Origin of the sequence: Amycolatopsis sp. CA-161197 (assembly GCF_050942255.1) — a bacterium.
Classification (GTDB): Bacteria; Actinomycetota; Actinomycetes; order Mycobacteriales; family Pseudonocardiaceae; genus Amycolatopsis.
The window spans coordinates 4342789-4359551 of record NZ_CP192059.1 but is presented as its reverse complement, the minus strand read 5'-3'; the positions used below and the strand labels follow the sequence as shown (position 1 = coordinate 4359551).

The window sequence follows — 16763 nt, the reverse complement described above, 5'->3', positions numbered from 1 at the left end:
GCTCAGCTCGGATCGGGTTTCCCTCGCCCTCGACGCGAGTTCGAGCGCCCCGCCGGTCGGGCTGAAACTCCACGGGGCGACCACGGATCCGGCCTGGTCCCAGAGACCCGGAGCTTGCGGTCGGCGGCGGTGGAGACGACCCGGCGGCCGTCCGCGGACGAGTCCACCCCGAGGACGAGGTACTCGTGGTCGATCGTGCGCAGGCAGCGTCCGGCCGGCAGGTCCCAGCAGCGGACCGTGCGGTCCATGCTGCCGCTGACGCCCCGCCGTCCGTCGGCCGAGAGGCCCACCGAGGCGATCGTGTTGTGGTGACCGGTGAGCGTGTGCAGGCATTCGCCGGTGCGCAGGTCCCACCAGCGGACCTCCCGTTCGCCATCGGAAGACAGCGCGTACCGGGCGTCCGGCGTGACGGCCACCGAGTAGACGTCGCCGGTGTGGCCGGCAAGCGTGCGCACGCCGCGGCCGGACCGGACGTCCCAGCACTGCAGGAAACCATGGTTGCCGGCCACTGCGGCGAACCGGCCGTCCGGGGTCAGGGCGACCGAGATGAGGCCGACCTACTCCTGGGTGAGCGTGCCCGTCTGCTGTCCGGTGGTCAGGTCCCAGGTCAGGACCAGGCCGTCCTCGGCGCACGAGACCACCGTCCGTCCGTCGGCGCTGACCGCGACCCCGCGCACGCGCTGCCGGTGTCCGTTGAGGACATACAGGCACCGGCCGGTGGCCAGTTCCCAGCAGCGCACCGTGGTGTCGGCCGAGCCGGACAGCGCGAGCCGGCCGTCCGGGGTCACCGCGACCGCCCAGACCTCGTCGGTGTGCCCGGTGAACGTGACGACCTCGCTGCCGTTGAGGTCCCACCAGCGCACTCCACCGTCATCCGCGCCCCAGACGGTGTGGCGCCCGTCCGGGGTCAGCGCCACGGCGTACAGCCAGCCGGCCGGGGTACGGGCGGTCTGCGGCGGGTCGGCTTCCGGACCGGGCCGGGGCACGCCACGCTCGGCATCGGCCAGCCCGGCGAGCCGCGTGACCTGGTCTTTCTGGAGGCTTGCCTGTCCCGCGGCCTGCAGGCGGCGCATCATCTCGTCGTCAGGGATGCGGGCCGAGCGCCATTGCTGGAGGCCGAGGTTGAAGGTCGAGTCCGGATGCCTCGGGTCGTCGCGCAGGGCCCGTTCCCAGTACTGCTCCGCCTCCGCGTGCTCGCCCGCCAGGGCCAGGGAGACCGCGCGGTTGTTCCAGTCGTTCGCGAGCGGCTGCACGGATTCGGGGGCTTCACGGGGGTAGGCGGTGCCGGTCCGCTCGGCGTAGAGGGCGATGAGCCGGTCCGCGAACTCCCGGGCGGACGACGGGTTCCCGGCGAACGATTCGGGCGGGTCTTCGAGCAGTTCCCGCACGACGGATGCCAGTGCACGGAGGTCTTCGTCCTGGGTGGCGGGTCGGAGACCGAACCCGCCGAGCCGCACGACACCGTCCTCGGCGAGCACGGCGTTGGCCGCGGTGACTTCGCCGTGGGCCAGGCCGGCCTCGTGCACGGCCTGCAGGGCCCAGGCGAGTTGGACGCCGGCGTCGAGGACCTCGCCGGCGGTGTCGAGCTGTCCGTTCTGTGCGGCTTTCGCCAGGTCCTCGCCGGGCAGGTCCTCGGCGACGACCTACGGATGGCCGTCGACGATGTCGAGGTGGAAGCAGGTGCGCAGGTTGGGGTGCGGTGGCAGGTCGAGCCAACCGCGGATGCGGGCCAGCAGGATGGCGGTTTCGGCTTCCCGATCGGCGGCGGGGCCGGCCGCCAGAACGTCGGCCGGGGTGTGTCCGGATCCAGGTGCGACGTCCGGTCCGGCGTCGGCAGGCCGAACCCCGCCGCGGTCCGGCTGGGTGTTCCCCCGGCTCTTGCGGCCGAACAGCCGCCAGTCCCTGGACAACCCGGTCCTCCCCACCCTCGACAGCCGGCGCGGCCCGCTTCGCCGCGGCCCGGGAACGAGACTGCCATGCCGGCCCGGGACCGGTCCCGCCCCGGCTTCACTTGCTGACCCCCGCCTCAGCGGAGCCCCGCCCAACAACACTGGCGCGAGACGTGACCTCCGCCGTGCAACGGATTGAGCGCTGCGCTCCGTCTCCCCATCACCGGCGGCCCAGGGCTGATACCGACGGCGCCGGCGACGAGCCAGCTCGCACGAACCCGACGGAGGGCGGAAAGCATGAACGTTCCCACAGCTGACGGCACGGTCCGCATGCTGCTGCTCGCCGCCGACGCCGACGAGCCCGGCACCGTCCAGCTCGACACCGTCATCCCCTACCACCTGGGCGCCGATGGCATCGTCTACTGGAACGCACCCTGCGAATCCGGGTTGACGTTCGTGCTCCTCAACCTCGACCCCACCAGCCTGCCCAGCGGCGTTGTCCACCAGCGTCCCGACGGCTCCGAAGTGCTGCGCACGATCGACGGCTACCGCCTGGAGGTCGACACCGGAAACGGAGTGGCGGTCTTCGCACCGAACGGGCAGCGTCGATCGATGACCGGCATTTTCCTCGTCAAGCCCTAGCCGCCGCTCGAAGGGGTCCGTCGACGTCGAGTAATAGCAACGGCCGGCTCATGGAACCCCTGGGTTCGCTCTCTCGATTTACTGCGTCGCCGCAGCGTATCCGGCTCTTCACAGACGGGGGTGTAGTTGCGGCCTGAAGCCGCCGGTCTCGAGCAGGGACCTGGCGATGTAGTTGGTGAGTTGCGGAGGCCGAGAACGGAAGCAGCCGGGACGCCGGCTCACTACTGTGAATTTGTATGACCGACACCGAGATCGGGATCACCGCAGACCTGGTCCGCGACCTGCTGCAGGAGCAACATCCGGACCTTGCGGGGCTGGCCATCCGTGAGGTGGCGGGCGGCTGGGGCAACCAAATGTGGCGCCTCGGGGACGAGCTGGCGGTGCGCATGCAGCGCATGAACCCCACCCCGGAGCTCCAGCTCAAGGAGCGGCGGTGGCTACCGGTGTTGGCGCCGCGCCTGCCGCTCCCGGTGCCGACCCCGGTGCGGTTCGGCGAGCCGTCCGAGCGCTTCCCCAAGCACTGGACCGTGATGACGTGGGTTCCCGGCGAGCCGCTGGACCACGGCACGATCAGCCGCGGCGCCCACGCGGCCGACACGCTGGCGGGCTTCCTCCAGGCGCTCCATGTGGAGGCGCCTGCTGAGGCGCCGATCGCCACGGACCGCGGAGCCCATCCCAGGAATTGCACGGGCGGCTTCGAGAACTTCCTCCGGGCCGTTGCCCCCGACGACATCGCTGCCGACGTCCGGGCCGCCTGGGACGACGCCGTTGCGGCCCAGGCGTGGGAGGGCCCGCCGGTGTGGGTGCACGGGGACCTCCATCCCGCGAACGTCGTCGGCTCGGACGGAACGCTCGCGGGCATCGTCGACTTCGGTGACATGTTCGCCGGCGACCCGGCGTGGGATCTCGCTGCCGTATGGGTGCTGCTACCCGAGGGCACGGCCGCACAGTTCTTCGACACGTACGCGCACGCAGACGAGGCAACGATCCGGCGCGCCCGCGGGCTGGCCGCTATGAAGAGCCTCTTCCTGATGCTCATGGGGAAGAACGGAGATCAGGGTCTCCCCGGCGGCAAGCCTCACTGGGGACCTCTGGGCCGGGCGGCACTTGATCGTGTTCTGAAGGGTGTTTGATGCACGCTTCTTCGGACTTCTCTGAAGTTGCAGCAAACATGATCTTGATCGAGCTATAACTGCAAGGTAGACGCTGTGCTGGGCTCCGGTGATGCGTCTTGAGGAGCCCGTGCGGAGCGTCTGCCGGTTGGCTGGGTTGGATGATCGCCCGGCGCAGTCGGTGGACGGGCCACCGGCGCGTCAGCCGGCCACGGATGAACCCCGCTCCGCTGGGCCGCGGTGTGGCGTAGCCGGTGGTCCAGTTCCCACAGGGCGGTGCGGTTGGAATCCCACCGCACGGCCGCCGCTGCGTCGGCCAGGGTGAACCACGCGAACTCCGTGTGCTCATGCGACAACGTCACCTCGGTGTCCTCGGCACGGACACCGAACGCGTACTCCGGGATCACCAGCACGTCCGAGCCCCACGTGAACTCACCCGTCACGTCGACGACAGGGATCGTGGCGCGCGCGTCCAACGGGACGAACTCGCGGTCGCCGACCAGCCCGGCCTCCTCGGCGGATTCCCGCCGAGCGGCCTGCACCGGGGACTCGCCCGCCTCGCCACCGCCGGCGACACCCTGCCAATAGCCGACATCGGCCCGTCGGAACAAGGCGTACTCCGGGCCCTGCGCGGTATGCCGGTACGGCAACACCAGGACCTGAAACGCGGCCCGACCATCCGCAGAGTCGCTCACCCCGCCAGCGTAAGAGGCGCGCGGCCGATCGCCGAACCGGCAGACGGCACGGGAGGATCTCGGTGGCGGGGTGGATCGCCATCATCATCGCCGTCGATGCGGGCCTTGCCGATCCGTCCGATCACGACGACCCAGCTGCCACGGTTCCTCTGTGGCGCCCACATCAACTCCGACGGCCGAGTGACCGGTCTCGACGGCCGCCACCACCGTCGCGCAGGGCGTGCGCAGGGACGGCGAGCAGGCGACGGAGCTGTTCCCGCCACGAGAACGCCCTGACCACGGCTCCTCCGGCGACCTCTCTTGAAGCGCGTGCACAGAATGATGCGGAGAACGCAACAGATTTCCCTGATCAGTGCGTTGCGTATTTCAATCGCGGGCGCCAGTGTCGATGCGTGCGGACTTTCAGGGACTCGGCGGCCTCTCTCGGTGCCGCACGGTCGGCGGTCGAACCCGTCGGCGAGTCCGGCTGATTGATCGCCGGCCACGGCGGAACCCGGCCGGTGGCGAGTGTGCTCTGTGGATCGACGAACGCGGGTGTCCGGGATGCCCGCGGGGTTCCGTCGTGCCCGGAGCCGTGGATTCCGGCGGTTCGCGAGCGCCGCCGGTGAAGGACACCCAGGAGGATCAGTGACGATCGATCATCACCCATGCGCGGAGGCGCGCCACCGCCGGTTCGACGGGATCCTGTCATGAGGCCGGCCGGACGAGCCGCAGTCGTGACGGGGGCGGCGCAGGGAATCGGGCTCGCGATCGCGACGCGGCTGATTGCCGACGGCGCCGCGGTTCTGCTCACCGATGTGACGGAGACGCCGCGCAGCAGGCCGCCAAAACGCTGAGCGAGCAAGGCGGTACCGCGGAGGCGTTGCAGGTCGACGTGACCGACGAGGCTCAGGTGCGCGCCCTGCTCCCCCGCGCCGAGGAGCTGCTCGCGCGACCGGTGGACATCGCGGTGGTCAACGCCGGGCGGCAGACGTTCAACGAGCTGCTGGACGTCACCAAGCAGGAGTGGGACGCGGTCTTCGACGTCAACGCCTGGGGCGCGTTCCTCACGGCCCGGGAAGCCGGACGGCATCTGCGCTCGGCGGGCCGGGGCGGCAGCATCGTGGTCATCGCGTCGCGCTCGGCGCGGCTCGGGACGCCGCATTCGCCGCACTACGCCGCGTCGAAGGCGGCGGCGCTGAACATCATGAAGTCCTGTGCGCTCGAGTTCGCGCCGGACGTGCGGGTCAACGCGATCGCGCCGGGGATGATCGACACGCAGCTGTGGGCGCGGGCCGATGCCTTCGAGTCCGAATTGGACGGTAGCGCGGCGGGAACCGCGCGGGCCGCCAGGATCCGGCAGATCCCGGCCGGCCGGCCCGGCAGCCCCGCCGACATCGCCTCGGTCGTGTCGTTCCTCGCCTCCGACGACGCGGGTTACCTCACCGGCGAGTGCCTCCACGTGTCCGGCGGCGACTACATGCTCTGACCGCCCACCCGACCACCGAAGAAACGGAGCTGACGGAAAGTTGACGAACACAGCCCCACCAAGCCTCACCGGCAGCGAGCAGCGAGGAGCGGCCTGATGTCCCACGATTCGCTGGTGCTGAGCCAAGGGTCCTTTTTGGACATTTCCACCCCCGAGTTCCTGAAGGTCTGCGCGGACTCCGGCATGGCCGCGAGCGTGTGGGACATTCCGGTCCACCACGACGGCGTCGACGTGGTCGCGAAGGCCGCCGAAGACCTCGGCGTCGAGGTCTTCAGCCTCTGCCGGCTGGGCTACTTCACCGAGGACGACCACGACGACGCGCGGTGGCGGTCGAACCTGGCGGTGCTCGACACGGCCGCACGGCTGGGCGTCGAGGCGGTCGTCGTCGTGGTCGGCGGTGTGACGACCACCTTCGCCGAGGCCGAAAGCCGCATCCGGGCGGGGCTCGCACGGATCCTCCCGGAGGCCCAGGCCCGCGGGGTGCGGCTGGCGATCGAGCCGTTCCACCCGATGCTGGTCGCGGAGCGCTCGTCCGTCTCCCGGCTCGCCCAGGCGACGGCGCTGGCCGAGGAGTTCGCCTCCGAGTGGCTGGGCATCACCCTCGACGTCTACCACGTGTGGTGGGACCCGGATCTGACCGAGTCCGTTCGCGCGGCCGCCCCCCACCTCATGGCGGTCGACCTGTCCGACTGGCTGGTCCCGACGACGAACCTCCTGCGCGGGCGCGGCCGCCCCGGTGACGGGGTGATCGACCTGCCGGGTTTCGTGCGGCTGGTCGACAGCGTCGGCTACACCGGCCGCTGGCAGGTCGAGGTCCTCAGCGACGAGCCGCGGCCGGGTTCCGATCTCGACTACGCCCTGGACCTGCGGGAGCGGACGGCACGCCTGCTCACGACCGCACGGTGACCCGCGGCCACCACGCATCCCTCATCAACCACTCCCCCCGGAAGGCAGTTCGCATGGCCGACTCGATCACCCTCAAGCTCCCGCGTCCGGACGGCACGGCGGAGCAGCACACGATGGGCCCCGCCCGCGAGTTCCCCGCGCCGGCCGCCCCGTTCGCCCAGCGTGACGTCTTCGCGGCGCCGCACGTCGTCGCCGCTGCGCTCGGCGAGTACACGCCGGGGGTCGAGCCCCCGGTCGACTGGGACGCCACGATCGCGTTCCGCCGCCACCTGTGGCGCTACGGCATCGGCGTGGCCGAGGCGATGGACACCTCCGAGCGCGGCCCGGGTGGCTTGACCTGGGCGCAGACCAAGGACCTGATCCGCCGCTCCAGCGAGGCCGCCACCGAGGCCGGCGGCGAGATCGTCTGCGGCGCGGGCACCGATCAGCTCGACGTCACCTCGCCGACGCTGGACGACATCGCCGACGCCTACCTCGAACAGCTCGACTTCATCCAGGGCCTCGGCCGTGGCGCGGTCCTGCGGGCCAGCCACGTGCTCGCCCACGTTGCGACGGGTCCCCAGGACTACGCCTACGTCTACGACCGGGTGCTGGAACGCGTCGAGACCCCCGCGCTGGTCCATTGGATCGGCGAGGTGTTCGACCCGGCTCTGCGGGGCTACTGGGGACACACCGACGTGGACGAGGCGCTCAAGGCGGTCGTCACGCTGGCCGAACGCCACGCGGAGCGGCTGCGCGGGTTCAAGTTCTCCCTGCTGGACGTGGCACGCGAGGAACGGCTGCGCCGCGAGCTGCCCGACGGGGTCGTGGTCTTCACCGGCGACGACCACGACTACCCGAAGCTGATCCGCGGCGACGGCGAGCACCACAGCCACGCGCTGCTCGGGGTCCTCGACCCGCTCGCCCCGATTGCCTCCGTCGCGTTCCAGAAGCTGGACGCGGGCGACGCCGACGGGTTCACCGCGGACATGGAGGCCACGCTCACCCTCGCGCGCCGCCTGTTCGAGCACCCCGCCGGGGAGTACAAGACCGGCGTCGTGTTCCTGGCCTACCTCTCCGGGCACCAGGACCACTTCCGGATGGTCACCGGCCGGGAAGGCATGCGGTCGGTGAACCACCTCACCGACGTCTTCCGGCAGGCCGACGCCCTGGGCCTGCTGCCCGATCCGGCGCTGGCCGCCGAGCGCATGCGAGCGGTGCTGACCGTCGCCGGGTGGGACGCGGCGCGCTGACCGCGGCGTACCGACACCGACCACGAACCCGAATCGGAGAGCCGCGAAGGAGCGACTTTGTCCACAGAATCAGCGATCACGTACGACCTCGTCGTCGTGGGTGGCGGCGGCGCGGGCCTGGCCGCCGCCACCCAGGCGGCCGAGATGGGCGCGAGCGTCGCGCTCCTGGAGAAGAACCCCGAACTGGGCGGGACCACGAGCCGGTCGATCGGCTCGTTCTCCGCCAACGGCACCCGGCTGCAGCGCAAAGCCGGCGTGGCCGACGCGCCGAGCGAGCACTTCGAGGACATGGCGAAGTTCGCCGGTCCGCTCGTGGAGCGCGACAACCTCGCGTTGCGGCGGGTGTACGTCGACAACTCCGCGGACACCCTGCACTGGGTCCAGGACCACGGCGTCGCGCTCTTCGGCCCCATGCCCGAACCGCCGCATCGCAGCCCGCGCATGCACAACGTCCTGCCGAACTCCTCGGCCTACATCTACTGGTTCGAGCGAGCCGCGCGGAAAGCGGGCGTGCGCATCCTCACGAACACGGCGGCGCGCCACCTCGTCGTGGAGGAAGGCCGTGTCGTCGGGGTCCAGACCGAGACCACGAGCGGTGCCCGGCGCGTCATCCGGGCCCGGCGCGGAGTCGTGCTGGCCGCGGGCGACTTCAGCTCGAGCGTGGAGATCAAGACCAGTCAGTTCGCCACGGCCCGGGCGGCGCGGGTCGAGGGCATCAATCCGACCAGCACCGGTGACGGGCTGCGGCTCGGGATGGAGGTCGGCGGCCGCATCCTCAACGGCGACCTCGCGGTCGGCCCCGAGATGCGGTTCGTGGCTCCGCCGCGCAAGCTGCTGCTGCAGAAGCTGCCGCCGTGGCGGATCCTGACCACGATCATGCTGCTGGCGCTGCGGTGGCTGCCGGACGCGATCCAGCGGCCGTTCATCATGTCGTTCGCCACCTCCTACCTCGCGCCGTCGCCGAACGTCTTCAAGCAGGGCGCGATCCTGGTCAACGCCGACGGCGAGCGGTTCACCGACGAAAGCGCGAGCCCGGAGCTGGAGCTGCCGGACCAGCCCGGCGGCGAGGGCTACCTGGTGATGGACGAGGCCACGGCCACCCAGTTCAAGAAGTGGCCCAACTTCATCTCGACCGCGCCCGGTGTCGCGTATGCCTACATCGACGACTACCGCCGCAACCGGCGCGACATCTTCCACAGCGCTCGGACGGTGGCGGACCTGGCGGCCAAGATCGGCGCCGATCCGCGCAAGCTCGCCCTCTCGCTCGGGCAGTCCGCCGGCGGCGAGCAGAACTTCGTGGCGCTCGGGCCGCTCAAGAGCTGGATCGTGCTCACCGAGGGCGGGTTGGCGATCGACACGGACATGCGCGTCCTCGACCAGCAGGACGACCCGGTCCCGGGGTTGTTCGCGGCCGGGTCCAACGGACAGGGCGGGCTGCTGCTGGAAGGCCACGGCAACCACGTCGGCTGGGCGTTCATCTCCGGCCGCATCGCGGCCAAACGCGCCCTGTGGTCGGCGACGAAAGACGAGGAGTGACCCCGTGAGCACCTCCACCGAGCCCCGCCGCGGCACCCCGAAGCTCGCCGACCAGCTCGACGGCCACCGGATCCTGGTCACCGGCGCCGCCGGGGACATCGGGTCCGTCGTCGCGCGCACGGCCGCGGCCCGCGGCGCCGAAGTGCTGCTGATGGATCTCGACTCGCCCGCGCTGTCCGGGCTGTCCGCCGAGCTCGGCTCGGCCGCAGCCGCCGCCAACCTGCTGGACACCCCGGCGACGTGCGCGGCGATCGAGACCCTCGCGGACGGCAAGCCCATCACCGGGCTGGTCAACGTCGCCGGGGCCCACAACCGCGAAGCCGCGCTGGAGTTGTCCGCCGACGACTGGGACCGGGTCCTGGCCGTCAACGCGCGAAGCACCTTCGTGGTCACGCAGGCCGTGGCGCGGACGATGGCCGCCACCGGTGGCGGCGCGGTCGTGAACTTCGCCTCGATCGCGGCGTGGCAGCCGCGGGTCAACCTCGCCCACTACTCCGCGGCCAAGGCGGCGATCGTCGGTCTCACGTACTCGCTGGCGCTCGAGCTGGCCGAGCACGGGATCAGGGTCAACGCCGTGGCCCCGGGCGTGATCTCGACCCGGTTGACGGCCCCGACGCTGGAGGAGCCGGTGTCCCGGGCGGAGCGGCTCGGCAAGATCCCGCTCGGCCGGTTCGGCCGGCCCGAGGATGTGGCCGAAGCCGTGTGCTACCTGCTGTCCGACAGCGCGTCCTTCGTCAGCGGCCACGTGCTGACGGTGGACGGCGCCCAGTCGGTGGTCTGATTCCACCCGGCTGACGCCGCGCACCGGAAAGGCCGGCCGGACGGGGAAACCCCCGTCCGGCCGGCCTTTCCCCGTGCCCGGTCGCGCTGTCGCGGCGCGGCGACGATGACATGCTGACCGGGGACAGGCCCGGACCGGGCACGCCCCGGCTCGGTTCCCGGTGCCGGACACCCGGGGCGACCTGCGAGCGGAGTACGAAGGACCATGGCCGTCGACGACGTCACCCTGCACCAGATCCGCGTGTTCCGCGAGGTGGCCAGGACACGCAGCTACACCAGCGCCGCTCGTCACATGAACCTGTCGCAGTCGACGCTGAGCCGTTCGGTTTCGCAGCTCGAGCGCACGCTGGGGGTGACGCTGCTGCAGCGGGACACGCGCAACGTCGTCGTCACCGCGGAAGGGGAGGAGTTCCTCAAGGTCGCCGACCAGCTCATCGACACGCTGTCGGTGGGGCTCGAGCGCTTCGACCGCTACGCCAAAGCGCAGCTGGGCACGCTGGCGCTCGCCACCCTCGCGTCGTTCGCGGCGGCGGTCCTGCCGAGGCTGCTGAGCGCGTTCTTCAGCGGCAACGAGGCACTCGACTTCCACCTCGTCGACGGCGGGAACGACGACGTGCTGCGTCACCTGGAACAAGGCACGGTCGAGGTGGCGATCACCGCCGACGTCGAGGTGCCGCAGGGACTCTGGGTCACGCCGGTGCTGGAGGAGAAGTTCTACGGCGTCGCCCCGGACGACCACCCGTGGGCCGACCGGGACGCGGTCACCTGGAGCGATTTCGACGCCGAGCGGTACGTGGCCGCGCGGCAAGGCACCAGCATCCGGGCCATCACCGATCAGGCGCTCGCCGACGCGGGAGCGGAAGTCCGCCTGCGGTTCGAGGTCGCCAACATCGCCACGCTCGGCGGACTGGTTCGCGCCGGGTTCGGCGTGTCCGCCCTGCCGGCGCTGGAGTTCATGGGCTACCGGCTCGACGATCTGACGCGGGTGCCGATCGTCGGGCCGGGCCCACATCGGGTGCTGGCCGTTATCTCGCGGCCCTACACCGAGCTGTCACCGACCGCCCGCCGTTTCCGGAAGGTCGCTGCTCAGGAACTGCGGAGAATGAGCCTGCCCACCGGGATCAGCGTGCTCGCCGCCGAGCCGTGAGCCTTGCGCCACGTTCAGCCGGCGCATCGTCAGCAGCGTGGCGATGCCGATCAGGCTGACCCCGAGCACGAAGAAGTACGGCGAGCGCAGGTTGCCCGTGGAGCTGACCAGCCAGGTGCAGATGTAGGGCGCCGTTCCGCCCGCGATGACCACCGACACGTTGGTCACGAGAGCGGTGCCGGTGTAGCGGACCTCCGGCCCGAAGAGCTGGGGCGTGAGGGTGTAGTTGCCCGCCTGCGCCGTCGCCATGTTGACCGCGACGACGAAGTAGCCGACGCCCGCGAGGAAGAGGTTGTTGAAGTCCATGATCACCAGCGCCGGGTACGTCACGATCGCGTAGGTGGCCAGGCCGATGATCGTCACGTTCACCGAGCCGATCCGGTCGACCAGCCGGCCCGCCAGCGGTGTCATCAGCACGCCGAAGAGGGTGCCGCCCGCGGTGATCCAGTAGACCGGTGTCTTCGCGTAGTGCAGGCTGGTGATGAGGTAGATCGACAGGAAGGTCGCGCCGACGTACGCGGTGCCCTGGACGCCGATGCCGAGCAGGATGCCCTTGATGAGCGGGCCGGGGTACGACCGGAACGCGGAGACCAGGGGGAACCCGTGCCGGGGGCTCTTGTCGTCGTCGATGCGGGGCAGGAAGCGCCGGGCGAGGAAGCAGACGATGGTCAGGGGAAGCCCGGCCCAGAACGGGATGCGCCAGGCCCACTCGTTCATCGCGCTGGTCGTCACCAGCCCCGACACCAGGCCGACGGCGGCGGAGGCGATGGCGAACCCGCCGTTGGTGCCGACGGGCACGAACGACGCGTACCAGCCCTTTTTGCCCGGCGGTGCCGCTTCGGTGATGACCGTGGCCGCGCCGCCGACCTCACCTCCTGCGAAGAAGCCCTGCGCGATCCGGACGATCAGCAGGAGGATCGGCGCCAGCACACCGACGCTGGCGTAGGTCGGGAGGAACCCGATGGCCGTGTTGGCCAGGCCGATGCCGACCACGGTGACCAGCAGCGCCGGCCGCCGCCCGAACTTGTCGCCGAAGGCGCCGAAGAAGATCCCGCCGATGGGGCGGATGACGTAGGACAGCGCGAACACGGCCAAAGTGGACAGCAGCGCCGCCGTCGGGTCGCTCCCGGGGAAGAACAGCGGCGCGATGATGGCCGCGACGTACCCGTAGAGGGCCCAGTCGTAGTATTCGATCAGCGTGCCGAGGCTGCCCGCCAGCACGATCTTCCGGATGCTTCTCGCGTCTCCCTGCGACGCTGCAGGACTGTGAGCGCTCATCTTCCTACTTTCTCTGGTTCGACGGTGATGGCTACGGACAACTCAGGACCACTGGGGCCCGTTTCCCCCGCGCTCTCGATCCGATTCGGATCCGATCACCCCCGCGTTCTTCAGCGCCGCGATGCGCTCCTCGGCCAGGCCGGCCGCCGTGAAGACTTCTTCGTTGTGCTCGCCGATCTTCGGCGGGACCGCGCGCAACCGGGCCGGGGTGTCGGAAAGGGTGATCGGCATGCCGATCCACTTGACCCGGCCCACCCCGTCGACGTCGCCTTCGATCACCAGCTCGTTGTGCACGACCTGAGGATCGGTGAACAGGTCGTCGTAGTCGTTCACCGGGGCGACGAGGACGTCCTCGGCTTCGAAGCGCGCCATGATCTCTTCGCGCGGGAACTTGGCGACGGCTTCGGCGAGCAGCTGCCAGGTCTCGCGAGTGTGTTCGAGTAGTCCTTCGACGGTCTGGAAGCGCGGGTCGTTGACGTCCTTTTCGGACAGTCCACACGCGCGGGCGGCGCGCTGCCACGGGTGATCGACGAAGTACTCGCCGATCAGGGTGAACCACAGGCCGTCCGCCGCCTCGTAGTAACCGTAGAGCGCGGTGTTGCCCGGGTGCGCCACACCGGCGGTGGGCCTCGGGAACCGCCGTCCGGTGTTCAGGTAGGTCGCGGCTTCCTGCAGGTGGCTCGTGATCGCGGCGTTGAGCAGGTTGGAGTCGACGACCTGGCCGCGGCCGGTGCGTTCCCGCGCGGCGAGGGCGATCATCATCCCCTGGGCGAACTGCATGGACGCGAGGTAGTCGATCATGAACGTGCCGGTCGGCACCGGGCCCGTGTCCTGGGTGCCGGTGAGCGCCATCAGCCCGCTGACCGCTTGCGCGGCCAGGTCCTGGCCGCGGCGGTGCGCGTAGGGCCCCGACAGGCCGTAGCCCGTCGCGTAGGCGACGATGATCCGCGGGTTGACCGCGGACAGCTGCTCCCAGCCCAGGCCCAGGCGGTCCATGACCCCCGGCCGGAAGTTGCTGGCGACGATGTCGGCGTCCCGTGCGAGGCCGAGGATCAGCTCGCGCCCGGCGTCGCTCTTCACGTCGACGGTGATGCTCTTCTTGTTGCGGTTGGTGGCGGACCAGTGCGGGCTGAACCCGGCGGCCAGCAGCGGCTGCTGGTTGCGGCCGATCTCGCCCACGTCGATGCGCTCGATCTTGATGACCTCGGCCCCGAAGTCCGCGAGGACCTGGGTGGCCGAGGGGCCTTGTTCCAGCTGGGTGAAGTCGAGGATCCGGATTCCCTCGAAGGCGTCTGTCACGGTTCCCCTTCGGTTTCGGTGCGGGCGGGTGTGCGGGCGGTGGTGCGGATCAGGTCATCAAGTCGCCGCCGCACACCTTCAGGCACTCGCCGGTGATGTAGGAGGCGTCCGGTGAGGCCAGGAAGGTGATCGCGGCCGCGACTTCCTCGGGACGGCCGAGCCGGCCCAGGGGGTTGTCCTTGATCCGGCGTTCGAGCGCGACGCCGGCGTCCTGCCCGGTCAGCCGGCCGATCTCGGCGTCGGCGTGGTCCGACATGCCGGTGGCGATGCGGCCGGGGGCGACGGCGTTGACGCGGATGCCCCGCGGCGCGAGCTCGGCGGCGAACGACTTGGTCAGGCTCGCGACGGCGGCCTTGGACGCCGCGTAGTGCGCCGACAGCGCGTTGGGCAGGAACCCCTGGATCGACGCCAGGGCGACGATGGCGCTGCCTTCGCCCAGGCACCGCGCGGCGAGCTGGAGGGTCAGCAGCGTGCCGCGCCCGTTGACCTCCAGTACGCGGTCCCAATCGTGCGAGTCCAGCTGCGAAGCCGGGCCGAACAGCTGGATGCCGGCGTTGGCGACCACGACGTCGAGGTGTCCCGCGCGGTCGGTCGCGGTGGCCATCGCCTCCGCGGACGTCACGTCCAGGGGGAACGCCTCGGCTCGGCCGCCGTCCGCGCGGATGCCCTGCGCGGCCGCCGAGGCCAGGTCTGCGTCGATGTCGGCGATGAGCACGTCGGCACCGAAGCTCGCGAAGCGACGGGCGGTGGCCAGCCCGATGCCACGGCCGGCGCCCGTGACGAGCACCCGGCGGCCGGCGAAAAGAGTCCCGTTCATTCGGCCGGCCCCCAGTGCGCGACACCGGTTTCACGGTGCCGCCGGTTCTCGATCCCGACGACCCCGGTTTCCTGAAGCCGGGCGACTTCGGTGGAGGTGAAGCCGAGGCCGGCCAGGACTTGCTCGTTGTCCTGCCCGACGGTCGGCGGGGCGTTTCGCACCCGAGCGGGGGTGGCGCTGAGCTTCACGGGCGGCCCGACCAGCTTCACGGTGCCGGCGTGCGGGTGCTCGGCGGTGACGACCAGCTCGTTGTGGAGGACTTGCGGGTCTTCGAACAGGTGCGGGTAGTCGTTGACCGGGGCGGCGAGGAGGTCCTGCTCCTCCAGCGCTTTCAGGGCCTGGTCGAGCGACAGGCCGTCGAAGGCGTGCTGGAGCAGCGCGTGGGTTTCCTCGACGTGCTCGGCCAGCCCGCGCGTTGTGGCGAAGCGGGGGTCGTCGCGGTGTTCGGTGAGTCCGAGCGCGTCGCAGACCCGTTGCCACGGCTGGTCCACGAAGTACTCGCCCACGAGCACGAGCCACCGGTCGTCGGCGGTGCGGTATCGCGCGTACAGGGCGGTCGAGTGGCTGTGTGCAATGCCTTCTGCCGGGCGTGGGTACTCCCGCCCGGTGTTCAGGTAGGTCGTGGCCTCCTGCAGGTGCAGCGCCACCGCGGAGTTGAGCAGGCACGAGTCCACGACCTGCCCCTCCCCCGTGCGCTCCCGTGCGGCCAGCGCGAGCATGATGCCCTGGGCGAAATGCATCGCGGCGACGTAGTCGATGGCGTACGTGCCGGCCGCGGTGGGTGAGTCTGCGGATCCGGTCAGGGCCAGGACCCCGCCCATGGCCTGCGCGGCCAGGTCCTGCCCGCGACGCTCGGCGTAGGGGCCGGAGCGCCCGTAACCCGAGGCGTACGCGCAGATGATCCGCGGGTTGATCGCGCGCAGGTCCTCGTAGCCGAGGCCGAGCCGCTCCATGACCCCGGGCCGGAAGTTGCTGGCGACCACGTCCGCCGTTTTGACCAGGCGTTCGAGGACGTCACGCGCTCCCGGGGCCTTGAGGTCGAGGCTGAGGCTGAGCTTGTTGCGGTTGTTGGCGGCCCAGTGCGGGCTCATGCCGTTGACCCGCGGGCTGTGGTCGCGGCCGATCTCGCCGATGTCGTGGCGCTCGATCTTGATGACCTCGGCGCCGAAGTCCGCGAGCACCTGCGTTCCCGACGGTCCCTGCTCCAGCTGGGTGAAATCGAGAACGCGCACGCCCTCGTACACCTCACGCAGTCCTGCGCCGCCGCTCATCGCGCGGGTTCCACGGCCTGGTGCTCCGTCGAAAGCAGCGCATCCTCCGGTTCGGCGTGCAGGAGGATCGCCTTGCGCCCACTTTGGACGACCTGGCCGTGCTGGTTGACCAGCTCCACGGCGAAGGTGACCACGCCCTGGTCGGGGCGCTTGGTCCGGCGGCGCAGCTCGTCCACCACGAAGCGGACGTGGATGGTGTCCCCGAACCGGATCGGGGCCTTGAACGACCAGTCCGAGATTCCCAGGAACGCGATGGCGGTCCCGAACAGCAGGCCACCGCCCAGCATCAGCCCGTGCGCCATGGACAGGCCCAGCAAACCGTGGGCGATCCGTTCGCCGAACTCGGTTTTCTCGGCGTAGGCCCGGCTCACGTGGACTTCGGAGTAGTCGCCGGTCGTGCCGGCGAAGGTGACGACGTCGCCTTCGGTGATGGTCCGGGTCGCCGATTCGAACTCCTGGCCGACGTAGAGCTGGCTCCAGGTGAGACCACGTGCTGCCACGGTGTTTCCTTTCCTCGCGCCCTGGGGGTTGCCGTGACGCTAAGGCGAGGTGACGGCGGGCATCAATTCATCTGCCGCCTTCATCTGTTGAGTCTTGTGCGGCCACTGTTGCCAACGTCGCAAGAATTCCCTCGAACCAGTGCGTTGCATGCCTGGATGTCACCGGTCAGAGTCGAGTCACCCGAAGCACT

General features: G+C 70.5%; 16 protein-coding genes and 1 pseudogene. 8 read left to right on the top strand and 9 right to left on the bottom strand.

Features of this window, described 5'->3' with window-relative positions:
• Positions 1-2: 2 nt before the first annotated feature.
• The 3 genes from ACQPXB_RS20855 to ACQPXB_RS20845 all read right to left on the bottom strand — a co-directional run bounded on the left by ACQPXB_RS20855 (position 3) and on the right by ACQPXB_RS20845 (position 1910).
• Positions 3-509 (bottom strand): WD40 repeat domain-containing protein, encoded by a 507-nt coding sequence (locus ACQPXB_RS20855; RefSeq protein WP_432854739.1) that lies wholly within the window; start codon positions 507-509, stop codon positions 3-5.
• Between the two features lie 48 nt (positions 510-557).
• Positions 558-1526 (bottom strand): hypothetical protein, encoded by a 969-nt coding sequence (locus ACQPXB_RS20850; RefSeq protein ID WP_432854736.1) that lies wholly within the window; start codon positions 1524-1526, stop codon positions 558-560.
• 117 nt (positions 1527-1643) lie between these two features.
• The gene (locus tag ACQPXB_RS20845; RefSeq protein WP_432854733.1) at positions 1644-1910 is read right to left on the bottom strand and encodes a hypothetical protein; all 267 of its coding nucleotides are present in this window, start codon (positions 1908-1910) and stop codon (positions 1644-1646) included.
• A 276-nt stretch (positions 1911-2186) separates the two neighbouring features.
• Here ACQPXB_RS20845 and ACQPXB_RS20840 point away from each other — a divergent pair, with 276 nt between their 5' ends.
• Both ACQPXB_RS20840 and ACQPXB_RS20835 read left to right on the top strand, forming a co-directional pair.
• Positions 2187-2531, top strand: a complete 345-nt coding sequence (locus ACQPXB_RS20840; RefSeq protein ID WP_432854730.1) for a hypothetical protein — start codon at positions 2187-2189, stop codon at positions 2529-2531.
• A 236-nt stretch (positions 2532-2767) separates the two neighbouring features.
• Entirely contained in the window at positions 2768-3664 is an 897-nt protein-coding gene (locus ACQPXB_RS20835) for an aminoglycoside phosphotransferase family protein (protein ID WP_432854727.1), read from the top strand.
• Between the two features lie 53 nt (positions 3665-3717).
• Here ACQPXB_RS20835 and ACQPXB_RS20830 read toward each other — a convergent pair whose 3' ends face one another.
• Positions 3718-4338 carry an NUDIX hydrolase gene (locus tag ACQPXB_RS20830; protein ID WP_432854724.1) on the bottom strand — a complete coding sequence of 207 codons (621 nt, stop codon included), beginning with the start codon at positions 4336-4338 and terminating at the stop codon, positions 3718-3720.
• A gap of 647 nt (positions 4339-4985) precedes the next feature.
• On the opposite strand from ACQPXB_RS20830, the pseudogene ACQPXB_RS20825 reads away from it, so the two are divergent.
• The 6 genes and pseudogenes from ACQPXB_RS20825 (at position 4986) to ACQPXB_RS20800 (ending at position 11407) form a co-directional block, all read left to right on the top strand.
• Positions 4986-5806: pseudogene (locus ACQPXB_RS20825) on the top strand (SDR family NAD(P)-dependent oxidoreductase).
• A 96-nt stretch (positions 5807-5902) separates the two neighbouring features.
• Positions 5903-6712 (top strand): sugar phosphate isomerase/epimerase family protein, encoded by an 810-nt coding sequence (locus ACQPXB_RS20820; protein WP_432854721.1) that lies wholly within the window; start codon positions 5903-5905, stop codon positions 6710-6712.
• 53 nt (positions 6713-6765) lie between these two features.
• Positions 6766-7944: a DUF993 family protein gene (locus ACQPXB_RS20815; RefSeq protein ID WP_432854718.1), complete on the top strand. Its 1179-nt coding sequence runs from the start codon at positions 6766-6768 to the stop codon at positions 7942-7944.
• A gap of 57 nt (positions 7945-8001) precedes the next feature.
• Positions 8002-9480, top strand: a complete 1479-nt coding sequence (locus ACQPXB_RS20810; protein WP_432854715.1) for an FAD-dependent oxidoreductase — start codon at positions 8002-8004, stop codon at positions 9478-9480.
• Between the two features lie 4 nt (positions 9481-9484).
• Complete coding sequence (locus ACQPXB_RS20805) at positions 9485-10261, top strand: SDR family NAD(P)-dependent oxidoreductase (protein ID WP_366581878.1); 777 nt, start codon at positions 9485-9487, stop codon at positions 10259-10261.
• A 204-nt stretch (positions 10262-10465) separates the two neighbouring features.
• Positions 10466-11407 (top strand): LysR family transcriptional regulator, encoded by a 942-nt coding sequence (locus ACQPXB_RS20800; RefSeq protein WP_366581877.1) that lies wholly within the window; start codon positions 10466-10468, stop codon positions 11405-11407.
• On the opposite strand, the gene ACQPXB_RS20795 is transcribed toward ACQPXB_RS20800, so the two are convergent.
• Genes ACQPXB_RS20795 through ACQPXB_RS20775 form a run of 5 tightly spaced genes read right to left on the bottom strand, consistent with a single transcriptional unit; the run spans position 11312 to position 16572 of the window.
• Complete coding sequence (locus ACQPXB_RS20795) at positions 11312-12685, bottom strand: MFS transporter (RefSeq protein WP_432854710.1); 1374 nt, start codon at positions 12683-12685, stop codon at positions 11312-11314. The two genes, ACQPXB_RS20800 and ACQPXB_RS20795, sit on opposite strands and share 96 nt — an antisense overlap.
• 42 nt (positions 12686-12727) lie before the next feature.
• On the bottom strand, positions 12728-13984 hold the full coding sequence (locus tag ACQPXB_RS20790) for a CaiB/BaiF CoA transferase family protein (RefSeq protein ID WP_366581875.1): 1257 nt from the start codon (positions 13982-13984) through the stop codon (positions 12728-12730).
• Positions 13985-14033: 49 nt separating this feature from the next.
• Entirely contained in the window at positions 14034-14801 is a 768-nt protein-coding gene (locus ACQPXB_RS20785; protein WP_432854706.1) for an SDR family NAD(P)-dependent oxidoreductase, read from the bottom strand.
• Positions 14798-16072 carry a CaiB/BaiF CoA transferase family protein gene (locus ACQPXB_RS20780; protein ID WP_432854703.1) on the bottom strand — a complete coding sequence of 425 codons (1275 nt, stop codon included), beginning with the start codon at positions 16070-16072 and terminating at the stop codon, positions 14798-14800. The genes ACQPXB_RS20785 and ACQPXB_RS20780 overlap by 4 nt, the downstream gene beginning before the upstream one ends.
• Complete coding sequence (locus ACQPXB_RS20775; protein ID WP_386955663.1) at positions 16069-16572, bottom strand: MaoC/PaaZ C-terminal domain-containing protein; 504 nt, start codon at positions 16570-16572, stop codon at positions 16069-16071. Before ACQPXB_RS20775 ends, ACQPXB_RS20780 begins: the two co-directional genes overlap by 4 nt.
• Positions 16573-16763 lie beyond the last annotated feature (191 nt).